15 protein-coding genes and 1 pseudogene are annotated in these 18,923 nt (G+C 64.7%); 8 read left to right on the top strand and 8 right to left on the bottom strand.

Going from position 1 to position 18,923, the window contains the following annotated elements; translation table 11 throughout:
- Nucleotides 1–43 precede the first annotated feature (43 nt).
- Nucleotides 44–256 (bottom strand): hypothetical protein, encoded by a 213-nt coding sequence (locus OJF58_RS14235; RefSeq protein ID WP_300778310.1) that lies wholly within the window; start codon nucleotides 254–256, stop codon nucleotides 44–46.
- Between the two features lie 312 nt (nucleotides 257–568).
- Between OJF58_RS14235 and OJF58_RS14230 the strand changes: the two genes are divergently transcribed.
- The 4 genes and pseudogenes from OJF58_RS14230 (at nucleotide 569) to OJF58_RS27145 (ending at nucleotide 5,401) form a co-directional block, all read left to right on the top strand.
- Complete coding sequence (locus tag OJF58_RS14230; RefSeq protein WP_300778308.1) at nucleotides 569–1,273, top strand: succinate dehydrogenase iron-sulfur subunit; 705 nt, start codon at nucleotides 569–571, stop codon at nucleotides 1,271–1,273.
- Nucleotides 1,273–1,719, top strand: coding sequence for a CBS domain-containing protein (locus tag OJF58_RS14225; RefSeq protein WP_300778306.1), 447 nt, complete (start codon nucleotides 1,273–1,275; stop codon nucleotides 1,717–1,719). The genes OJF58_RS14230 and OJF58_RS14225 overlap by 1 nt, the downstream gene beginning before the upstream one ends.
- A gap of 6 nt (nucleotides 1,720–1,725) precedes the next feature.
- Entirely contained in the window at nucleotides 1,726–2,937 is a 1,212-nt protein-coding gene (locus tag OJF58_RS14220) for an NnrS family protein (RefSeq protein WP_300778305.1), read from the top strand.
- A 10-nt stretch (nucleotides 2,938–2,947) separates the two neighbouring features.
- Nucleotides 2,948–5,401: pseudogene (locus OJF58_RS27145) on the top strand (cbb3-type cytochrome c oxidase subunit I).
- A gap of 26 nt (nucleotides 5,402–5,427) precedes the next feature.
- Here the strand turns inward: OJF58_RS27145 and OJF58_RS14210 are convergent.
- Nucleotides 5,428–6,207 carry a universal stress protein gene (locus OJF58_RS14210; protein ID WP_300778303.1) on the bottom strand — a complete coding sequence of 260 codons (780 nt, stop codon included), beginning with the start codon at nucleotides 6,205–6,207 and terminating at the stop codon, nucleotides 5,428–5,430.
- A 248-nt stretch (nucleotides 6,208–6,455) separates the two neighbouring features.
- Here OJF58_RS14210 and OJF58_RS14205 point away from each other — a divergent pair, with 248 nt between their 5' ends.
- A complete protein-coding gene (locus OJF58_RS14205) occupies nucleotides 6,456–8,969 on the top strand; it encodes a cation-translocating P-type ATPase (RefSeq protein WP_300778301.1) in 2,514 nt (837 codons plus the stop codon).
- Nucleotides 8,970–8,995: 26 nt separating this feature from the next.
- On the opposite strand, the gene mgtA is transcribed toward OJF58_RS14205, so the two are convergent.
- Nucleotides 8,996–11,542, bottom strand: a complete 2,547-nt coding sequence (mgtA, locus tag OJF58_RS14200) for a magnesium-translocating P-type ATPase (protein ID WP_300778300.1) — start codon at nucleotides 11,540–11,542, stop codon at nucleotides 8,996–8,998.
- 168 nt (nucleotides 11,543–11,710) lie between these two features.
- Here mgtA and OJF58_RS14195 point away from each other — a divergent pair, with 168 nt between their 5' ends.
- Both OJF58_RS14195 and OJF58_RS14190 read left to right on the top strand, forming a co-directional pair.
- Entirely contained in the window at nucleotides 11,711–12,145 is a 435-nt protein-coding gene (locus OJF58_RS14195; RefSeq protein WP_300778298.1) for a DUF2267 domain-containing protein, read from the top strand.
- 4 nt (nucleotides 12,146–12,149) lie between these two features.
- Nucleotides 12,150–12,647, top strand: a complete 498-nt coding sequence (locus OJF58_RS14190) for a host attachment protein (protein ID WP_300778297.1) — start codon at nucleotides 12,150–12,152, stop codon at nucleotides 12,645–12,647.
- Here the strand turns inward: OJF58_RS14190 and OJF58_RS14185 are convergent.
- From OJF58_RS14185 to OJF58_RS14165, 5 genes are all read right to left on the bottom strand, one after another.
- Complete coding sequence (locus OJF58_RS14185; protein WP_300778295.1) at nucleotides 12,642–12,863, bottom strand: ChaB family protein; 222 nt, start codon at nucleotides 12,861–12,863, stop codon at nucleotides 12,642–12,644. The genes OJF58_RS14190 and OJF58_RS14185 overlap by 6 nt on opposite strands.
- 51 nt (nucleotides 12,864–12,914) lie before the next feature.
- Complete coding sequence (gene ppsA / locus OJF58_RS14180; RefSeq protein ID WP_300778293.1) at nucleotides 12,915–15,335, bottom strand: phosphoenolpyruvate synthase; 2,421 nt, start codon at nucleotides 15,333–15,335, stop codon at nucleotides 12,915–12,917.
- 142 nt (nucleotides 15,336–15,477) lie between these two features.
- Nucleotides 15,478–16,002 (bottom strand): Hsp20/alpha crystallin family protein, encoded by a 525-nt coding sequence (locus tag OJF58_RS14175; RefSeq protein WP_300778291.1) that lies wholly within the window; start codon nucleotides 16,000–16,002, stop codon nucleotides 15,478–15,480.
- A 505-nt stretch (nucleotides 16,003–16,507) separates the two neighbouring features.
- The gene (locus tag OJF58_RS14170) at nucleotides 16,508–17,086 is read right to left on the bottom strand and encodes an HPF/RaiA family ribosome-associated protein (protein ID WP_300778290.1); all 579 of its coding nucleotides are present in this window, start codon (nucleotides 17,084–17,086) and stop codon (nucleotides 16,508–16,510) included.
- Between the two features lie 74 nt (nucleotides 17,087–17,160).
- Nucleotides 17,161–17,841, bottom strand: coding sequence for a hypothetical protein (locus OJF58_RS14165; protein ID WP_300778289.1), 681 nt, complete (start codon nucleotides 17,839–17,841; stop codon nucleotides 17,161–17,163).
- 152 nt (nucleotides 17,842–17,993) lie between these two features.
- Here OJF58_RS14165 and OJF58_RS14160 point away from each other — a divergent pair, with 152 nt between their 5' ends.
- Entirely contained in the window at nucleotides 17,994–18,908 is a 915-nt protein-coding gene (locus OJF58_RS14160; RefSeq protein ID WP_300778288.1) for a 1-phosphofructokinase family hexose kinase, read from the top strand.
- Nucleotides 18,909–18,923: the final 15 nt, after the last annotated feature.

The following is an 18,923-nucleotide window of genomic DNA, read 5'->3' as shown; positions in this document are numbered from 1 at the left end:
ATCGGGCCCACATCATCTCCGCGGTCGAGCGCGGCGGCTCTGGTCACGGATCGCTTGGCCGGTACCGCCCGGGTTTGCGGCCACGCCTCATCGGCGCGTCGGCTGTCCTGTGCCGGGAGAAGCCAATATCAATGGCGATCGCCACAGGATCGCTCGCCGGAAATGTCTCCCGCAGCGCCTCATCGAGCAGGCGATCGAGATGAGCGGTTGTCGCTCGAGGATGCTTGTGCGGCTTCTTCCTGATGCGCATCGTCATGGGACTCTTCCTGCACTGTCGTTCAGATGTAGGTCGCGGCAGCGAGCCCCCAAGGAGAACGGGCTCGATATGGCGGAGAGCGCCATTCTGTCGCGCTCGTGAAAAATCGAGTTGTAAGCATTGGCAGCAACGCGCTCCATTCCCGGATCGTGGTCTTGGTGACGGAGAACTCCAGTGATCATCCGCTCCTCGAATCAAATTCCGCGGACGACGTTCCTGAAGCGATTTCCGGTGCCGAGAAACTTCGACGTCGAGCCGCGGTCACGCATCGAGCGAGGACGCACATGGCCCGCGCCGGCGAGCGCCAGCCGGGTGAAAACATTCGAGATCTATCGCTACGATCCCGATTCCGGCCGGAATCCGCGCCTCGACACTTTTGCCGTAGATCTCGATGAATGCGGCCCGATGGTGCTCGACGCCCTGATCTGGATCAAGAACACGATCGATTCGACGCTGACTTTTCGCCGGTCGTGCCGCGAAGGCGTCTGCGGCTCGTGCGCCATGAACATCGACGGCACGAACTGGCTGGCCTGCACACGGTTCATCTCCGAGACGGGAACGCCGGCTTCGATCCTTCCGCTCACGAACATGCGGATCGTCAAGGACCTCGTCCCCGACCTCACCCACGTGCTCGCGCAGTACGAGACGATCGGCCCCTGGCTTCGTACCACGACGCCGGCCCCGTCGAGGGAGCGCCTCCAGTCGCCCGAGGAGCGACGCCGGCTCGACGGCTTCTACGAGTGCATCCTGTGCTTCTGCTGCACGTCGGGCTGCCCGAGCCATTGGTGGACGGGCGACAGGTTCCTTGGCCCGGCTGTCCTTCTCCAGGCTTGGCGCTGGCTGGCCGACAGCCGCGACGAGGCCGCCGGCGAGAGACTGGACGAACTGGAGGACGCATTCCGCCTCTACCGCTGCCACACCATCCTGAACTGCACGCGGACGTGCCCGAAAGGGCTCAATCCCGGCAAGGCCATTGCCTCGATCAAGAAGATGATTGCGACGCGGGAGCTGATCTGATGATCCTCGTTGAAAAAATGCTGCCCGTGGCGCGTGAACGTCTCGTCATGATCGACGAGGATGCCCTGCTGACGACGGCGGCCAGGCTGCTCAATGATCGGCACACCAACCTTGTCATCGCGCACGACAAGAGGGGGGCCATGACGGGCGTCGTTACCAAGACCGACATCGTGCGCCAGCTCTCCCATTGCAGCGGGAGCGGTTGCACCGCGCCCGTCGCGGAGGTGATGACCAGAGACGTCACCTATTGCCGCCCCGGTGATCTCCTTCACGACGTCTGGTCCATCATGAAGGAGCGCAACCTGCTGCATGTCCCCATCGTCGACGAGGGATTCAGGCCGATGGGTGTGGTCAATGCGCGCGATGCCCTGCTCGTCCTTCTGGAAGGATCGGAGTACGAGGAAGGGCTGCTGCGGGATTATGTCATGGGCATCGGATATCGGTAGTTCGGCATGGCCCAGATTCCCCGCCTGCGAGCCTATTCGGGGCCTGCGCTGCTTTCCTACGGATTCCGACCGTTTTTTCTGCTGGGGTCGGCCTATGCCGGGCTGGAAGTGCTGGCGTGGCTGCCGATGTTCTACGGCGAACTGTCGATCAGGACAGCCTTCTCCGCCCTCGACTGGCACGTGCACGAGATGCTGTTCGGCTACGTGGCGGCGATCATCGCCGGCTTCCTGCTGACGGCGATTCCCAACTGGACCGGTCGCCTGCCGCTTCAGGGCGGGCCTTTGCTCGTGCTGGTCCTGGTCTGGCTCGCCGGGCGCATTGCGGTCGCTCTTTCGGCCGAGATCGGATGGCTTGCCGCCGCGCTGGTCGACGTCGCCTTCCTGACGCTGATGGCCGCTGCCGTCGCACGGGAGATCTTCGCTGGCAAGAACTGGCGCAACCTCAAGATCGTGGTGATGCTCGCGTTGCTGGCGGTGACCAACCTCGCCTTCCATCTCGAGGCGCATGTCGAGGGCATCGCATCCTATGCCACGCGCGTCGGCATAGGTCTCGTCATCTTCCTCATCATGATCGTGGGCGGGCGCATCGTACCGAGCTTCACCCGGAACTGGCTGGTGCGGCAGGAGCCCGGCCGTCTGCCGGCGCCGTTGGATCGCTTCGACATCGCCTGCATGGTGCTGAGCGCCGCAAGCCTGCTCCTGTGGGCGGCCCGGTTCGACGGGCGAGCAATCGCCGCAATCCTCGCCGCAGCGGGTATCGCGAACGCAGCCCGGCTCGCGCGCTGGGCGGGCGATCGCACGATGGCCGATCGCCTCGTCCTGATCCTGCACGTGGGGTTTGCCTTCGTGCCCCTTGGCTTCCTGCTGGGCGCCCTCGCCGCGATCGGCGGCATCGCGCCGAGTGCCGGCATCCACGCCTGGACCGTAGGCGCCATCGGTATCATGACGTTGGCGGTCATGAGCCGCGCGACCCTCGGCCACACCGGCCGTCCGCTGTCCGCCACGCCAGGCCTCCAGGTCGTGTACGCTCTCGTCGCGATTGCCGCGGTCGTGCGCATTGCCGCGGCGGTCCTGCCGGGCTGGAGCATGGCACTCCTTCACGTCGCGGCCTTTGCCTGGGCCGCAGCATTCCTGGGTTTCACCGGGCTCTTTGCCCCTCTGCTCTGCCTGCCCAAGCGGCCGAGCCCTCGGGGAACCGCAGGGCCCCGATCCAACTGAAATCCATCGGATGTCCCGGCGGGTACCTCGCCGGCCGCTCCGACCGCAGAGCGAGTGCAGGGCATTGGCTGTGCACCGCCGCTCGCGCCGTGCGCGTTCGGCCAAAGAGAGTCGCCTCAAGGGGGAGAGCTCGATGGCGCGTGCGGCAGCAGCGGCCACAGCCGTATCGGAGGACCCGGTCAGCAACGTCCTCAAGTGGATCCTGCTCGCCACGGCGGTTCTCTGCTTTGCCCTGTTCGCCTGGGCAACCGTGCTCACCTACGAACGCGCGGCACCGCAGCCCAACAGGTTCACGACGGCCGCCGGCGAGACCCTCTTCACCGACCATGACGTCGTCGCAGGCAAGGCCGGCTTCCAGAAGGCCGACCTCATGGACTACGGCAGCCTCTATGGCATGGGCTCCTATTTCGGGCAGGACTACACGGCGTTCACGCTGATTCGCCTGGCTCGCCTGACGGAGGACAACATTGCCTGCAACCGCTTCGGCAAGCCCTTCGCATCGCTTCCCGACGACGAGCAATCGGCCGTGCGCGACGCCATGCGCAAGGAGCTGCAGGGCATCGATCTCACCAGGGACGCGGTGGTCGTCCCCGACGCGCTGGCCGAGGCGATCACGGCGCTCGGGGAGACCATGGCGAAGGATCTCGGCACGGTCGACCTCACGACGGGCTGGACGCCGGCCTACAGCCTCGACGAGGCTGAGGCGCGCAACACCGTCGACTTCCTGATCTACTCCGCCCTGACGACCGTGGCCCGCCGGCCCGACACGACCTGGTCGTGGACCGAGAACTGGCCGTACGAGCCCGAGGTCGGCAACACACCCACGACCAGCACGTTCATCTGGACCTGGGCCAGCTTCTGCTTCACCTTCCTCGCCTTCGGCGGCGTCCTGTTCATCTACGAATACTGGCTCAACGTCGCCGACGACGCGCCGATGGAAGCGCCGCTGGCCGGCTTCCGTCCCCTGACGCCGAGCCAGATCAAGGTCGGGAAGTATTTCCTGGTGGTTGCCGCGGTGCTGCTGCTGCAGATCGCGGCCGGAACCATCATGGCGCATGCCTACTACGATCGCCGCAGCTTCTACGGCCTCGACCTGCACAACATCTTGCCGTTCAATTTCCTGCGCGACGTCCACATCCAGGCGCCGATCATCTGGATTGGCGTCGGCTGGATCGGCGCAGGCCTGTTTCTGGCGCCCGCGATCGCCGGCGGCCGCGAGGCGCGCGGTCAGGGGGTGCTGGTCGACCTGCTGTTCTGGGTAACGCTCGTGATCGTGGCCGGCGCCCTTGTCGGCGACTGGCTCGGCATCATGGGATACCTGCGGGAAGGCTGGTTCTGGTTCGGCAACCAGGGCCTGTCCTACATCCAGCTCGGACGATTCTGGCAGATCGGCTTCTTCGTGGGCCTGCTGCTGTGGAGCGGCCTGATGTTTCGTGCCCTGTGGCCGACTGCGGTGGCGCTGCGGCAGGCAACGCGCCAGTTCTGGTCGGGCCGCATCAGGCTCGAGAACCTGATCTGGGCCGCCACGCTCAACATCGCCATCCTCTACGTGTTCGGCATGATCCCGCTCACCGGCATCGAGAAGTCGTTCACCATCACCGACTTCTGGCGCTGGTGGGTGGTCCATCTCTGGGTCGAGCAGTCGTTCGAGTTCTTTGCCGCCAGCACGAGCGCCTATCTTCTGATGGCGGTCGGGCTGGTGTCGCGCCGCCTCGCCGAGCGCGCCGTCTATTTCGAGCTGATCCTGATCTTCCTCGGAGGCGTCCTCGGCACCGGGCACCATCTCTACTGGGCCGGCGGGCCGAGCATGTGGGTGCCGCTCGGCAGCATGTTCTCCTTCATCGAGGTCCTGCCGCTGGTGCTGCTGATCATCGAGGCGATCCAGCACTACCGGCTGATCCGCGCCCATGAGGCTTTCAACTACCGGCTGGCCTATATCTACATCATCGGCGCCGCTTTCTGAAACTTCGTGGGCGCGGGCGTGTTCGGCGGCGGCACGTTGAATGCGCCGCTCATCAACTACTACGAGCACGGCACCTTCCTGACGCTGAACCACGCGCATACCGCGCTGTTCGGCGCCTTCGGCCTGCTGGCGATCGGCCTGATCTACTTCTGCCTGCGCTACATCGCGGCCGAACGCAGGCCGTTCGGCGAGCGGATCGGGCTGTGGGCGTTCTGGCTCTACAATGCCGGACTGGTCCTCTGGATCCTGCTGAACTTCTTCCCGATCGGCTGGCCGCAGCTTGCCGCCGTCTACGAGCACGGCCTCGCTTATGCGCGCAGCGTCACCTTCTACGACACGACCCTCGTCTGGCAGTGGCTGCGGTTGCCGGGCGATGTGGTGTTTGCCGCGGCGGCGCTCCTGATGGCGTGGGACTTTCTCGTCAAGGCAGCCCCGGTTCTCCCGCGTTTCGTGACACGGTGGACCGGCGCTGCGCAACCGACATCCGAGGCGGCGGAATAGCGCTCTCGAGGCCGGCTGCCGACCCGTCAGTGCGACATGAACAGGCTCGTAGGAGGATCGGTGAGCATGCTCTTGGTCGCCCCACCCAGAATGAACTCCTTCAGCCGTGAGCGTCCGTAGGCGCCCATGACGAGCAGATCCACGCGGCTTGCTTTCACCTCGTCCTCGAGCACCTTGCCGATCGTCCGGCCGGCGGCGTCCACCTCCTTCAGGCTGACATCGACGCCATGCACCGCCAGATGTTCGGCAAGCTCCCTGCCGGACCTCCGCGACGCGATGGGCTTTTCGCCGAGGACTGTCAGAACATAGGTGCGCTTTGCCAGCCGCAAGATCGGCATGGCGTCGGCGATGGCCCTCGAAGCCGCGCGGCCCTTGTCCCAGGCGACCATCACGGTATCGAACGCGACAGGCTCGGCGTTCTCTCGATCCTGCGGCAGGACGATGACGGGGTGGCCCGAATCGAAAATCATCGTCTCCGCATACCATTGCGCGTCGAGCTGCGAGACGTACGGGCCCTTGGGCATCGGCAAGATCGTCAGGTCACGAAGCCTGGCATGGTCGACCAGGGCGGCGGGGACATCGGAAGATCGACATGTTTCCAGAATTCGCCTGCAGGCAACGTCATGCCGCCCGACCAGTTTCTCGAACTCCGCGAGCAACCTTCGGGCGTCATCGACGCTCTTCCTGCCTTCTTCAGCGACCAGGGCGGAGACATTGAAGATCGCGTTGCCCAGAATATTGCCCGGCAGATGAGGCTTGATCCCACAGGCAATGACCGATAGGCGGCACTTGAGCGCGACCGCCATGGCGGCCGCGTGTTCGACCGCCGGGGCCGGGGTCGTTGCCGGATAGGCTCGAAGCACGACAAGGACGTCTCGAAACGACATTTTTCCCACCGCCAGTTGGTCCAGGCATTCGTCGTGAGCCGACGACGGGCACACAGAACAGGAGGTTTCCCTGTGCAGCCTTGATGCAAGTCAACCGACGAAAGGCGGTCGCATATACATCTACATCTACATGAAGAGCAGAGTCCCTCCCAATCGACGAAGCATGCATGTTGCGGGGCCTTGACGAAAGCGACGCTCGGCGGCGACTGGCCGCCGAAGGGGCGAACGAGCTGCCAGCCGGGACGCGACGCACCGCCCTGCACATCGCGGCCGAAGTCCTGCGCGAGCCCATGTTCGCCCTGCTGATCGGCGCTGCCGTCGTCTATCTCCTGCTGGGCGACATCGTGGAGGGAGCCGTTCTGCTGCTTTTCGCTTCGCTCTCGGTGACGATCTCGGTCGTGCAGGAGACCCGCAGCGAGCGCGTGCTCGAGGCATTGCGAGCGATGACGAGCCCGCGAGCTCTCGTGATCCGACAAGGGCAACGCAAGCGGATCCCCGGACGCGAGGTCGTCCGCGGCGATCTCGTGATTGTCGCCGAAGGCGACCGGGTTCTGGCTGACGCCATTCTGCTCGAGGCTACGGATCTCCTGGTGGACGAGTCGCTTCTGACCGGCGAATCGGTCGCGGTCGGAAAACGGGCTCGCCGCTCGCCCGAGGAAATTGTCGGTCCGCCAGGGGGAGACGGCCTGCCCAGCCTTTATTCGGGCACGCTGATCGTACGAGGCGTGGGCATTGCGGAAGTCCAGGCAACCGGCCTACGGGCGGAAATCGGTCGTATCGGCAAGGCGCTCGCGGGCATCGATACCGCGGCCCCGCGACTCGCGGCCCAGACACGAAGCCTGGTGCGGATCTTCGCGGCGGTCGGCCTCGGCGCCTGCGCCATCACGGTCGGCTTCTACGGATTCATACGGGGCTCGTGGCTGGACGCAAGCCTGGCCGGCATTGCGCTCGGCATGTCGCTGCTGCCCGAGGAGTTCCCACTCGTCCTGACCGTGTTCATGACCATGGGTGCCTGGCGCATATCCAAGGCGCGCGTGTTGACCCGTCGGTCCGCCGCCATAGAAGCCCTGGGGTCGGCGACCGTGCTGTGCACCGACAAGACAGGCACGCTGACCGAAAACCGCATGTCGGTCGTCGCGCTGGCTGCCGGCGACGCCGTTGTCGAACGATCGCGCGTATCCGGCAGCGACATGCCCAGCGAGGCCCGGTCGGTGTTGCGCATCGCGGCCATGGCCAGCGCGCCAGAAGCTGTCGACCCCATGGATCGAGCGATCATGACGGCGGCGGCAACCGATGCGATGGCGACCGGCGCGATTCTGGTCCGGCGCTATGCCCTCACGCCCGAGCTTCTCGCCGTCACCCAGGTCTGGCAGGTGCCCGGCGACAGCGATCTCGCGGTGGCGGCCAAAGGCGCGCCGGAGGCGATCATCAGTCTGTGCGGACTGAAGGGAAAGACTGTCGCCCGCATCCGCGACACGGTCGAGTCGCTGGCCGCGCAGGGCATTCGGGTCCTCGCCGTGGCAACGGCGCGGCATGGCTCGCAGGCGCTGCCCGAACGGCCGGAGCGCTTCGCGTTCTCGTGGGTCGGATTGATCGGGCTTGCCGACCCGCTGCGCGAGAGCGTTCCCGATGCCATCGCGCAATGTCGCGCGGCCGGCATCCGCGTGATCATGATCACGGGAGACTATCCCGCGACCGCAAGGGCCATCGGGAAGCTGGCCGGACTCGATCACGATGTCGTCGTTTCAGGGTTCGACATCGCCAACCTGACCGACAGCGCACTTGCACTGCGCGTCGAGGAGGCCGGGATCTTTGCGCGCGTGCTGCCGGAGCAGAAGCTCCGCATCGTAAGGGCGCTGCAGGCCAATGGCGAGGTCGTGGCGATGACGGGCGACGGGGTGAATGACGCGCCGAGCCTCAAGGCCGCGGATATCGGCATCGCCATGGGCGGACGCGGTTCGGACGTGGCCCGCGAGGCATCCTCGATCGTCCTGCTGGACGACGACTTCGGTTCGATCGTGCGGGCGATTCGGCTGGGCCGGCGCATTTATGATAATTTGCGCAAGGCGATGGCCTATATCGTCGCGGTCCATATCCCGATTGCGGGCATGGCGCTTCTGCCGCTGCTGACCGGATTGCCAATGGTGCTCCATCCGCTCCACATCGCCTTCATCGAAATGATCATCGATCCGGCCTGCTCGATCGTCTTCGAGGCGGAAAGGGAGGAAAAGGATCTGATGCGACGGCCGCCACGTCCGCGCAACGCCGAGCTTTTCTCGCCTGCGATGATCATCTGGAGCACCCTTCAGGGAACTCTGGCCCTGGCTGCCGTTTCAGCGGTCTTCCTTTTGACCGCGCAAGCCGGACTCCCGGCCGAGGATGTCCGGTCCCTCTCGTTCTTCACGCTCGTTCTTGCCAATCTCGCCCTGATATTCGTCAACCGGTCATATCGCGGATTTTCCATGGACTTCCTGCTTGGACGGAACCACGTGCTGCTGGGGATAACGGCGGCCGCGTTGTCTCTGCTGGCCCTCTCGGTGAGCTGGCAACCAGCGCGCCAACTGTTCGGCTTCGGTCCGATCCACGCCGACGACCTGGGCCTGATCGCGCTCGCGATCGGCCTGCTTGCCGTCATCCTGTTCTCTCTCAAGCCATTGGCGCGCCGACTGGCCGCGGTCTGATGCCCGAGGCGCCGCGGGAACACCGCTCAGGCGCCGAAGCGCCCGGGCGGGCGAGGACGAACGGCCAGACGCTTCAGGACTTCCGCCGCGGCGAGGTATATCGCCACCAGCAGTCCGATGCAGGCGGCGAGCGGCAGCGACAGCGGAGCAAAGCCGAACCAGGCCCCCGGGGTCGAGAACGGCAGGATCATCGCGACCGTCAATGCGCCGAGCGACGAGACGGTCAGCAAGGGATGAGGACGATTGTTCCACGGCCATCCATTGGTCCGGATGAGAAAGATCACCAGAATCTGGGTCGCCATCGATTCCACGAACCATGCCGTGCGAAAGGTATCGGGGTCGGCATCAAATATCAGCCGCAGGGCGGCGAAGGTCAAAAGATCGAATGCCGACGACAGGGGCCCCATGACAAGGGTGAAGCGCAACAAGGCGGCACCGTCCCAGATCTGGGGCTCCGCGATCGCTTCTCGCCGCACCGTGTCGAAGGGAATGCCGATCTCGGAAACATCGTAGATCAGGTTGTTGAGCAGGATCTGGATCGGCAACATCGGCAGGAATGGCAGGAACAGCGAGGCCGCTGCCATCGACAGCATATTGCCGAAGTTCGAGCTCGCCCCCATGCGCACATACTTCAGAATGTTGACGAAGGTCCGTCGGCCCTCCTCGACCCCGTCTGCGACGACTTCGAGATCGGGCGCCAGCAGAATCATGTCGGCCGCCGCCTGGGCGACGCCGGTGGCGCCTTCGACCGAAAGGCCGACATCCGCGGCCTTCAAGGCAGGCGCGTCGTTTATGCCGTCGCCCAGATAGCCCACGATGTCGCCCGATGTCCGAAGCGCTCTCACCAAGCGCGCCTTCTGATCGGGCGTAAGCCGGCCGAAGGCGTGTACCGTCCGCGCCCGCAAGGCGAGGGCCTGGTCGTCCAACCGGCCAACCTCGGCGCCCATCAACACGGTCGGCACATTCAATCCCACCTGGCCCGCCAACCGTTTGACCACGACCGGATCGTCGCCGGACAAGATCTTCACCTGCACCCCGCAGGCCGCGAGGCGGGCGATCGCTGCAGCCGACGTCGCCTTCGGCGGATCGGAGAACACACAAAGCCCCTGGTAGACCAGCTCGGCTTCGTCGGCCGGCTGTGGATCATGCGGCTGGCCGTTCCACGGCCGCGTCGCCACCGCGACAGCGCGCAACCCCTGATCCGCCAACATCTGCACGCGGGCCAATGCTGCCGCCCGTTCGGTGGCGCCCAGGGTCGATACACGCCCCGACGCACGAGTGCTGTTGCAGAGTGCCAATACCGACTCGGGGGCGCCCTTGCAGATCAGGACCCTGCCCTCGGGTCCGTCGGCCACCACCGCGCCGACGCGCCGGTTGAAGTCGAATGGCTGGCGGCCGATCAGGGTCCAGCCTGCCACATCGCCGCAGGCTGCGATCAGGGCCGCGTCGAGCGCACCGCGATCGCCGGCCAGCACCGCCGAGATACCGCCCAGGCGGACTGGACGGGTATCCGGGTTGCCGGCCCCGTCGAGGCTTTGCGCCAGCGTGATCCTGGCCGATGTCAGCGTTCCCGTCTTGTCGGTGCACAGCACCGTCATCGCCCCGAGATCGTGAATCGATGTCAGACGCTTCACGATCACCTTGCGTTGAGCCATGCGCAAGGCGCCTCGCGACAGGGTGACTGTGGTGATCATCGGTAGCAGCTCGGGCGTCAGGCCAACCGCCAAGGCGACCGCGAACATCAGCGACTGAAGAACCGGCCGGCCGAACAGGACATGCGCTGCGAGAATCAGCACGATCAGAGCAATGATGAGGCGCGCCACCATGAGCCCGAACGCATGGAGGTCGCGCTGGAAAGACGATGCCTGCTCGGCCTCGGCGAGTGCAAAGGCTGCTGTGCCGAACAAGGTCGATCTTCCGGTGGCAACGACCAACGCGGTCGCTTCTCCGGTCTGGGCGACGGCGCCGCGGAACAGGGCGTTGGATGCATCCGCTGCATTGTGTGAATCCACGGCGCCAGGCCGCTTCTCCACGGGATAAGGCTCGCCCGTCAAGGCGGCCTCGTTGGCGGTGAAGCCGATGGCTTGCAGTATCCGTCCGTCCGCCGGAACGATATCGCCGGCGCGCACCCGCACGATGTCGCCCGGCACCACCGACTCGACCGGAACGGTCCTGAAAATACCGTCGCGCTTTACCTCCGCCTTCAACGCCACCGACTGGCGCAGCAACTCTGCTGCCTTCGCGGCGCGGCCTTCCTGAAAGGTGTCGAGGCCGATCGAGAACACCAGGATCGCGACGATGATCGTGCCGCCCGCTTCATCGCCCGTTGCGATGGAGACCCCCGCCGCCACGAGCAGGATCAGGCAGAGCGGTTCGAGGAGGCGTCGGAGTGCCGCTGAAAGCACCCCGACACGTTTGCCGGTAACATCGCTGTTCGGGCCGAATTGCGCGATACGCCGTTCCGCCTCGATACTGTCGAGGCCGCCAACGCCACACGCCAACGACGCGCACAGAGCCGCTTCGTCCTGTGTCCAGAAGACGCTGGGGGTGTTCACGATCGCGCGCAACTGCATGGCATCGCAATTTGCATGGCGGTCTCATGTAAGCCGCCCGGATCGGGTCGCGACTTTGACCCAAGTCAACCGCGCGGGCACATCCACGCTCACCTCGATTGATCGAGATCAATCCGCACCGGCGTGATGGCGGTAAACATGGTTTCGCGTACCGCAAAAGGAGGAACCATGAGCGCAACCGGTCTGGGCGTGTTCGATACCACACTTCAGGAGACCAATCACTGGTTGAAGCTGATGATGGGCGAACTTGGAGTCGACGATCGGCACGCAGCCTTCGGCGCCTTGCGCGGCGCTCTCCATGCCGTCCGCGACCGGATCGGCGTCGACAACGCGGCCCACCTTGGCGCCCAAATGCCGATGCTGTTGCGCGGCGCCTACTACGAAGGTTGGCATCCCGCCGCCACACCCACCCGAGAGCGCCATTTGGCCGATTTCGTCGATCATGTCGCCGCCGAGATGCCGCGCGACAGCCGGATCGACGCGGCCGAGGCGGCGCGGGCCTGCTTTTCCGTCATGAGCCAGTGCCTCGATGACGGAGAGATTGTGAAGCTCAGGAGGCTCCTGCCACACGAGGCACTCAACCTGTGGCCCGAGCACTGGTGAATCGATGATCAAGCCAAAGCGCTCCACGACCTGGATTGTCGTCGCCGATGGTGCTCGCGGACGCTTCTTCAAGACGGGCGACGACTTGAAGAAGCTCGTCTCGGTACGGAAGGCCGACATGGTTTCGCCCGACAGCCGCCAACGGGCGCATGAACTCAAGAGCGACAAGCCCGGCCGCAGCTACAGTTCGTCGCGCAGCGGTGCGCGGCATGCACTCGAGCCGCCGCACGACTATCAAAAGCTCGAGAAGCACCGTTTCATGGCTGCGCTTGCCAATGCGCTCGACTCGGCCTGCATGCAGCAGGAGTTTGACGATCTTGTCCTTGTATTGCCGCGCCGCAGTCTCGGCGAGCTGCGTGGTCTTCTATCCAAGAACGTCCGGGCGCGCGTTCGCCTGGAGATCGCCAAGGATCTTACGAACGAAACGGCGGCCAGCCTCCTGACGCACCTCGCCCCACGGCTCCGGCCAATTGCCTCGGCGAGCCGGCGCGCCCGGTCATAGCCGGTCGCCGTCCGTCCGCCAAATCCCGGCCGGATCCTTGTGATACCGGCGCTTGACCGCCGCCCATGCCACGCGATGGGCGATCTGATCCTGACGACCACTGTGGGCATAGCTTGCCCATGCGTGATTGAACGCCTCGCGATAGATGTCCTGCGCGTGCGGCGGCAGATGATCGCGCACGGAAGACGGCAGTTGATCATTGGAGGCGTAGGGCATGGCTTTTTCGCTTGCGGCGTCGAGCGAGTTGCCTGGCAAGACGACGCGGAGCTAGACGATCTGCTTGAGGCGAATGATCTGTTCGGCATCGTGCACGACACGCATGATGTGTGGCACGCTTTCGGCATTGACGCTCATCGAATCGATGCCGATTCGTGTCAGGAAGGACGCGATCTCCGGATAGGTCGCGGGCGCTTCGCCGCAAATGCCGATATGGCGTCCGTTGCGATGAGCGCCCGTTATCGCCAGCCGGAACATCTCGAGCATGCCGGGATCGCGCTCGTCGAAGTCGAAGGCGACGATCTCGGAGTCGCGGTCCACCCCCAGGGTGAGCTGGGTAAGGTCGTTCGAGCCAATCGAAAAACCGTCGAAAAGCTCCGAGAAGGCGTCTATCTGGATCACATTGTTGGGGATCTCGCACATCAGATAGACCTCCAGGCCGAGCTGGCCGCGCGCCAGGCCGTTGTCCGCCAAAGCCGCGAGCACCTTGCGTGCCTCCTGCACGCGCCGACAGAACGGGATCATGATCTTGAGGTTGTCGAGGCCCATCTCTTCCCGTACCCGCGCGAGAGAGGCGCATTCGAGGGCGAAGCCGGCGGCATAGGCGCGATGGGCATAGCGGGCCGCCCCACGGAAGCCCAGCATCGGGTTCTCCTCCCTGGGCTCGAAATCGGCACCGCCGATCAGCTTAGCGTACTCGTTGGTCTTGAAATCGGACAGGCGGACGATCACCGGCTTCGGATAGAAGGCCGCCGCGATCGTGCCCACACCCTCGGAAAGCCGCTCGACGAAGAAGTCGGCCGGACACGCATGATGCCCGGCGAGCCGGGCGATCGCGTCGCGGTCGGCGGCAGATGTCACCTTTTCCGGCTCGGCCAGCGCCATAGGGTGGACACCGATGTGCTCGCTGACGATGAATTCGATGCGCGCGAGGCCGACACCGTCGTTGGGCCGCAGCGCCGTCTTGAAGGCGAGATCCGGGTTGCCGAGATTGACCATGATGGCGGTGCGCGGGCGAGCGACCGACGAGAGGTCGAGCGTCGCCACCTCGAAGGGCAGTGCGCCGCGATAGACGCGCCCAGTCTCGCCCTCGACGCAGGACACGGTGACGACATCCCCATCGGCCAAGGCAGTCGTCGCACCCTCGGCGCCGACAATGGCGGGGATGCCCAGCTCGCGGGCGACGATCGCTGCATGGCACGTGCGCCCGCCACGGTTCGTCACGATGGCCGATGCGCCCTTCATGACCGGCTCCCAGTCCGGGCTCGTGACGTCGGCCACCAGGACCTCGCCTGCCTGGAACTTGGCCAGATCCTGTGCGCCCATCACGCGCCGGATCGGCCCGCTCGCCACTCTCTCGCCGACGGCTCTGCCTGTCAGCAGAACGGTGCCGCTCCCCTTGAGGCGATAGCTTTCGAAGACGCCGGTCTTGCGGCGGGAGGCCACTGTCTCAGGCCGGGCCTGGACGATATAGAGCTCGTTGTCGTCGCCGTCCTTGGCCCATTCGATGTCCATGGGCACGGCATGGCCCGCGCGCCCCGAAAAATGGTCCTCGATGCGCAAGGCGCAGCCTGCAAGGGCGAGGACCTCGCGGTCTGTGATGCAGAAGCGCTCGCGGTCGGCCGGCGGTGTCTCGACGTTCTGCGTCCCGCCGCTCCTCCGATCTTCACCGTAGATCAGCCGCTGCTGCTTGGCGCCCAGCCGGCGACGCAGCACGCACTGGCGTCCTTGCCGAAAGGTCGCCTTGTGGACGTAGAACTCGTCGGGATCGACCCTTCCCTGCACGATGTTCTCCCCCAGCCCGTAGCTGCCGGTGACGAAGACGACATCGCGGAAACCCGACTCCGTATCCAGCGTGAAGACCACGCCGCTGGCAGCGCGATCCGAACGCACCATCTTCATGACGCCCACCGACAGCCCGATTTTCAGGTGATCGAAGCCGTTGTCGTTGCGATAGACGATCGCCCGATCCGTGAAGACCGAAGCGAAGCAGTGCCGGCAGGCTTCGAATACGTCCTGAGCGCCGCGGACATTGAGGAAGCTCTCGTGCTGGCCGGCGAAACTCGCTGTCGGCAGGTCTTCCGCAGTGGCTGAACTGCGCACTGCCACGGCGACCCCTGCTCCATACTCCCGCTCGAGTTCACGGTAGCTTCCGGCCACCTGCGCCAACAGCTCGTCGGTGCCGGTGGCGCGATACACGATGGAACGCGCCTCGGCTGCAGCGGCGGCCAGGCTTGCGACGTCGTCCTGTCGCACCGCCGCCATCAAGGTTCGCAGCCGGGGCCAGGCGTTGGCGGCGGTCAAGGCATCGCGATAGGCGTCTGCGGAGAGTGCAAAGCCATTCGGCACCTTGACGTCCCGGGACAGCAGCGCCGAGTGAAGCTCGCCCAATGCCGCATTCTTGCCGCCGACACTCGCGATGTCCTCCGAGCGCAGATCCCTGAGCCAACGAACGTACTTTGGCTGACCCACCGTCTTCTCCAATCCGAGGCAAATTGACGATGTCGACACCAGATCGCAGCTGGTTGATCTTCCTCTTTGCACTCGAAAGCTCATCTATAGCCGTCGGATCTGGCGGGCCGGCTGCACGACCCGCCAGGCTCCCCATTCCGCCTCAGGCGGCGGATTTCACCTCGATCTTCTTGGCCGGCTTCTGCGCCTCCGGCTTCTTAGGCAGCGTCACGGTGAGGACGCCCTTCTTCAGGCTGGCCTCGATCTTGTCGGGATCGACACCCTCCGGGAGCTCGAAGCGGCGCTCGAACGAACCGAACTCGCGCTCGCTGAGGTAGCGCCCCTCCTTCTTCTCTTCCTTTTCCGACTTGCGTTCGCCCTTGATGCTGAGCGTCCCGTTGACGAGCCTGATCTCGATGTTTTTCTCGTCGAACCCCGGTACGTCGGCCGTCACCTCGTAGGCATCGTCCTTCTCCACGACATCGACAGGTGGCACGGCACCGACCGTCATCACCTTGCGGAAGGCGGGCCCGATATCGAACAGCGACCGCCGGAAAGGCGACCGCCAGAACTCGGCGCCGAAGTCGTCAAACAGGCGATCGACCTCCTGGCGCAACGTCTCGAAAGGCCGCCACACCTCCGCCCCTTTCTGTTCGGTGCTCACTGGAAGCTTGGTCGTATCAGTCATCGTTTCCCTCCGGTTGGATTACGCTCGCAAGATGGAGCAGCGAGCGCGGGAAACATTGACCTGCATCAATTATGCGGGGTGTGCACGCCTCCAAGTGGCCAGCTCCCGCGGATTGCAGCGGCACCGTTCGCTTCCGTGCGGTCGGAAAAAGAACCCGCCCAGACGGGAGGCGGTGGGCGGGATGGAAGGTTGACCGCGACCATGAACCATCGCGGCATCGGTTAGCGGGGCGCAAACCGATGCAAGCTTTATTTCCCACGCTGCTGAAAGCTTCCTTGATCCAAATCAAATCAATCATCGGCGAAGCCACTGCGGCGTGAACGTACGTATCAGAATTGACGCAAAGGATGAGGAATAGGCTCTATCGGCAACGACGGATTTTGCGTCCGGTGGCAACCGCATCTTCCAAGGCAAGATTGCCCAGCATCCGACGAAGTTCGCTGGCCAATTCGGGCCGGGCAGTGTCGAGGACGAAGCGCATCCGGCCGACGACCAGCGACGGCGGCTAGAATCGTTCCGGTGTCAGATGATGCTTGCCGACCGGTACGACGGTGCTTGCCTGCGGTCCTTTCTCGCCTTCTGCCGGATGCAGCATGAAGTGGACCTCGTCCCCGACTTTCAGGCGACCGAACCCGCGATCAGGGACGGCATTGCGATGAAAGTATACTTCCGTACCGTCTGCCGAGTTGATGAAGCCGTACTCGCCTTCGGCGATCAGACTCGCAATGCGACCATGTGCCGGAACCTCATGTGCCTTCACATCGCCGCGCCAGCGGCGAACGTGATCCTCGAGCTGGCGGCGCACGGAGTCGAAGCAGTCGCGCACGGCCACGTAGATGTCCTCGTGAGCGCGGTGTTCAGGCGGGTCGCGCTTGACCACGATCTCCTTCCCCGGAACCTTGAGATCGACACGAATATGATAGAGATCCCCATGGCGGCGGCGTTGCCGCCCTTCGATCACGACGCGGCAGCTCACGATCCGATCGTCGAATTGTTCGAGTTCGTGTGCGCGCTCCCGGATCTTCGCCTCGACGGCCGGCGATGCGTCGATGTTTCGAAAAGAAATTTGAAGCCAGGGCGGCATGAGATTCCCTCCACAATACTTTGCAAGATTTGACCCGAAACGACAGATCGACATTGAGCCAGGTCAACGTCGATCTACCGTGGCGGGCGCTCTCGGTCGGCTGGCCCGGCGGCATCCGATGCTCCGTGACTTTCCATCTTCGAGAGCGGGCCCGTATGGGACCTGACGCAGCGGCGGACTGCTGCTATGGCAGCGCCGCCCTCGCTGGCCTGAAGGTCGAACCTGGCGAGGCCATCAAAACCGGATGGCTGCCCAGGGGCCTTCTGCGCGAGGTCGAAACGCAGGACCATGTTCTTGCCATCTTGAATGGCGTCAACCAGCGCCCGGGACAGTGAGGGCATCCGATCAGTGACGGAGTCCGCCACGACGACGTGGTCGTCGGCGAAGAACATTGTCGTCGGATGGCTTCGACCATCGATCACGACCATGGCTCGCGGGTCGGGCCTCAATTGGCTGGCGTCGACGCCTTCTGGCATGAGCGGACCCTCGGTGGACAGATAGAGCTCCAGCTGCAGGATCGTCGCGTCCCGGGTGAGCGCACACGTCAGGACAAGGGCATCTATATTGAGGTTGCTCTCGGTCGGCTCGATCCGGGCATAGCTGGGCTCTTCGACGTTCCGCTCGACCTCCCACCCTCTGGACACGGGCGCCGTCCCGTCAGCCGGTACTTGAGCCGCAAGGCCAAGGGCGAGAACGAGCAACCCGACAAAGTGGCAATAAAGGACGCGATGCCGACGACTTCTGATATTCTTCATGGGTCGTCCTCCAGCTCCAACAAAGCGCGAAGGACGTCCGAGTGCCGTGATTCAGATCAATGCCCCTGGCACGGAATAGTCCATTTTGACCACATGATTGTTCACGGACGGTGCGTTGATCTCGCGCGCTGGCCGATTGCGGATGGGATGTGATGGCCGTGCGGATCACAACGCTTACCGTCAATCCCGCCGTCGACCTGGCCGCTCAAGCCGCGTCCGTGCAGCCCGGCCACAAGGTCCGCACATTCGGTGAGCGTTACGACCCGGGTGGCGGCGGAATCAACGTGGCGCGGGTCGTGACGGCACTGGGCGGGAACGCACTTGCTCTTCTTGCTTCCGGTGGCGTAACCGGCCGATTCGTCGAGGAGATGCTGACGGCAGAAAAAGTGCCATGGCGAGCCGTCCGGATTCAGGGTGCGTGCCGGATCAGCGTCACCGTGCACGATCAGTCGAGCGGCCTGGAATACCGCTTCGTGCCGCGGGGCCCCGAGCTGACTTCGTCGGACTGTGCGAACATTCTCGAAGCGGTGGCGGCGGCCGATGCCGACTGGCTGGTGGCGAGTGGAAGCCTGCCCCCGGGTGTGCCCGCCGACTTCTACGGAAAGGCGGCTGGCATTGCCGCGGCTAGAGGCGCCAGGTTCGCGCTGGACACATCTGGAGCCGCCCTTACGGCGTCGCTGCAGCGCGGCGTCCATTTGCTGAAGCCAAGCCTGACGGAACTGGAAGCGATCGTCGGTCGAAAAGTGCGTGACCTCCCTTCCCAAATGGAACAAGCGAAGCGCCTGGTGGAGGCGGGCGCGGCCCAGATGATTGCGCTCACCCTTGGAGCCGACGGAGCGATCCTCGCCATGACGGATCGGGTCGTGCATCGCCCGGCGATCGGTGTTTCCCAGCGCACCGGCGTCGGCGCTGGAGACAGCTTTCTTGCCGGGCTGATCCTCGGGCTGGCCGAGCAAAGGCCGCCCGAGGACGCGTTGCGCCTGGCCCTTGCCTGCGGTGCCGCCGCCGTTCGCGGTGTCGGCACGGCCCAGGTCCGCCGCGAGGAGGTCGAGGCTCTCTTGACATAGATCACGTCGCGACGC

This window comes from Enhydrobacter sp., from assembly GCF_030246845.1.
Classification (GTDB): Bacteria; Pseudomonadota; Alphaproteobacteria; order Reyranellales; family Reyranellaceae; genus Reyranella.
The sequence above is the reverse complement of the archived record's forward strand: the minus strand, read 5'-3'. Positions and strand labels throughout refer to the sequence as shown.

Excerpts from the sequence above, each read along its gene's own strand:
- OJF58_RS14185 (WP_300778295.1), bottom strand. The coding sequence starts at position 12,863 with ATGCCCTACGCCTCCAATGATCAACTGCCGTCTTCCGTGCGCGATCAT.
- OJF58_RS14210 (WP_300778303.1), bottom strand. The coding sequence starts at position 6,207 with ATGGCGGTCGCGCTCAAGTGCCGCCTATCGGTCATTGCCTGTGGGATC.
- OJF58_RS14225 (WP_300778306.1), top strand. The coding sequence starts at position 1,273 with ATGATCCTCGTTGAAAAAATGCTGCCCGTGGCGCGTGAACGTCTCGTC.
- OJF58_RS14165 (WP_300778289.1), bottom strand. The coding sequence starts at position 17,841 with ATGAAGAATATCAGAAGTCGTCGGCATCGCGTCCTTTATTGCCACTTT.
- OJF58_RS14220 (WP_300778305.1), top strand. The coding sequence starts at position 1,726 with ATGGCCCAGATTCCCCGCCTGCGAGCCTATTCGGGGCCTGCGCTGCTT.
- OJF58_RS14195 (WP_300778298.1), top strand. The coding sequence starts at position 11,711 with ATGAGCGCAACCGGTCTGGGCGTGTTCGATACCACACTTCAGGAGACC.
- OJF58_RS14175 (WP_300778291.1), bottom strand. The coding sequence starts at position 16,002 with ATGACTGATACGACCAAGCTTCCAGTGAGCACCGAACAGAAAGGGGCG.
- OJF58_RS14190 (WP_300778297.1), top strand. The coding sequence starts at position 12,150 with ATGATCAAGCCAAAGCGCTCCACGACCTGGATTGTCGTCGCCGATGGT.
- OJF58_RS14205 (WP_300778301.1), top strand. The coding sequence starts at position 6,456 with ATGTTGCGGGGCCTTGACGAAAGCGACGCTCGGCGGCGACTGGCCGCC.
- OJF58_RS14160 (WP_300778288.1), top strand. The coding sequence starts at position 17,994 with ATGGCCGTGCGGATCACAACGCTTACCGTCAATCCCGCCGTCGACCTG.
- mgtA (WP_300778300.1), bottom strand. The coding sequence starts at position 11,542 with ATGCAGTTGCGCGCGATCGTGAACACCCCCAGCGTCTTCTGGACACAG.
- OJF58_RS14235 (WP_300778310.1), bottom strand. The coding sequence starts at position 256 with ATGACGATGCGCATCAGGAAGAAGCCGCACAAGCATCCTCGAGCGACA.
- OJF58_RS14170 (WP_300778290.1), bottom strand. The coding sequence starts at position 17,086 with ATGCCGCCCTGGCTTCAAATTTCTTTTCGAAACATCGACGCATCGCCG.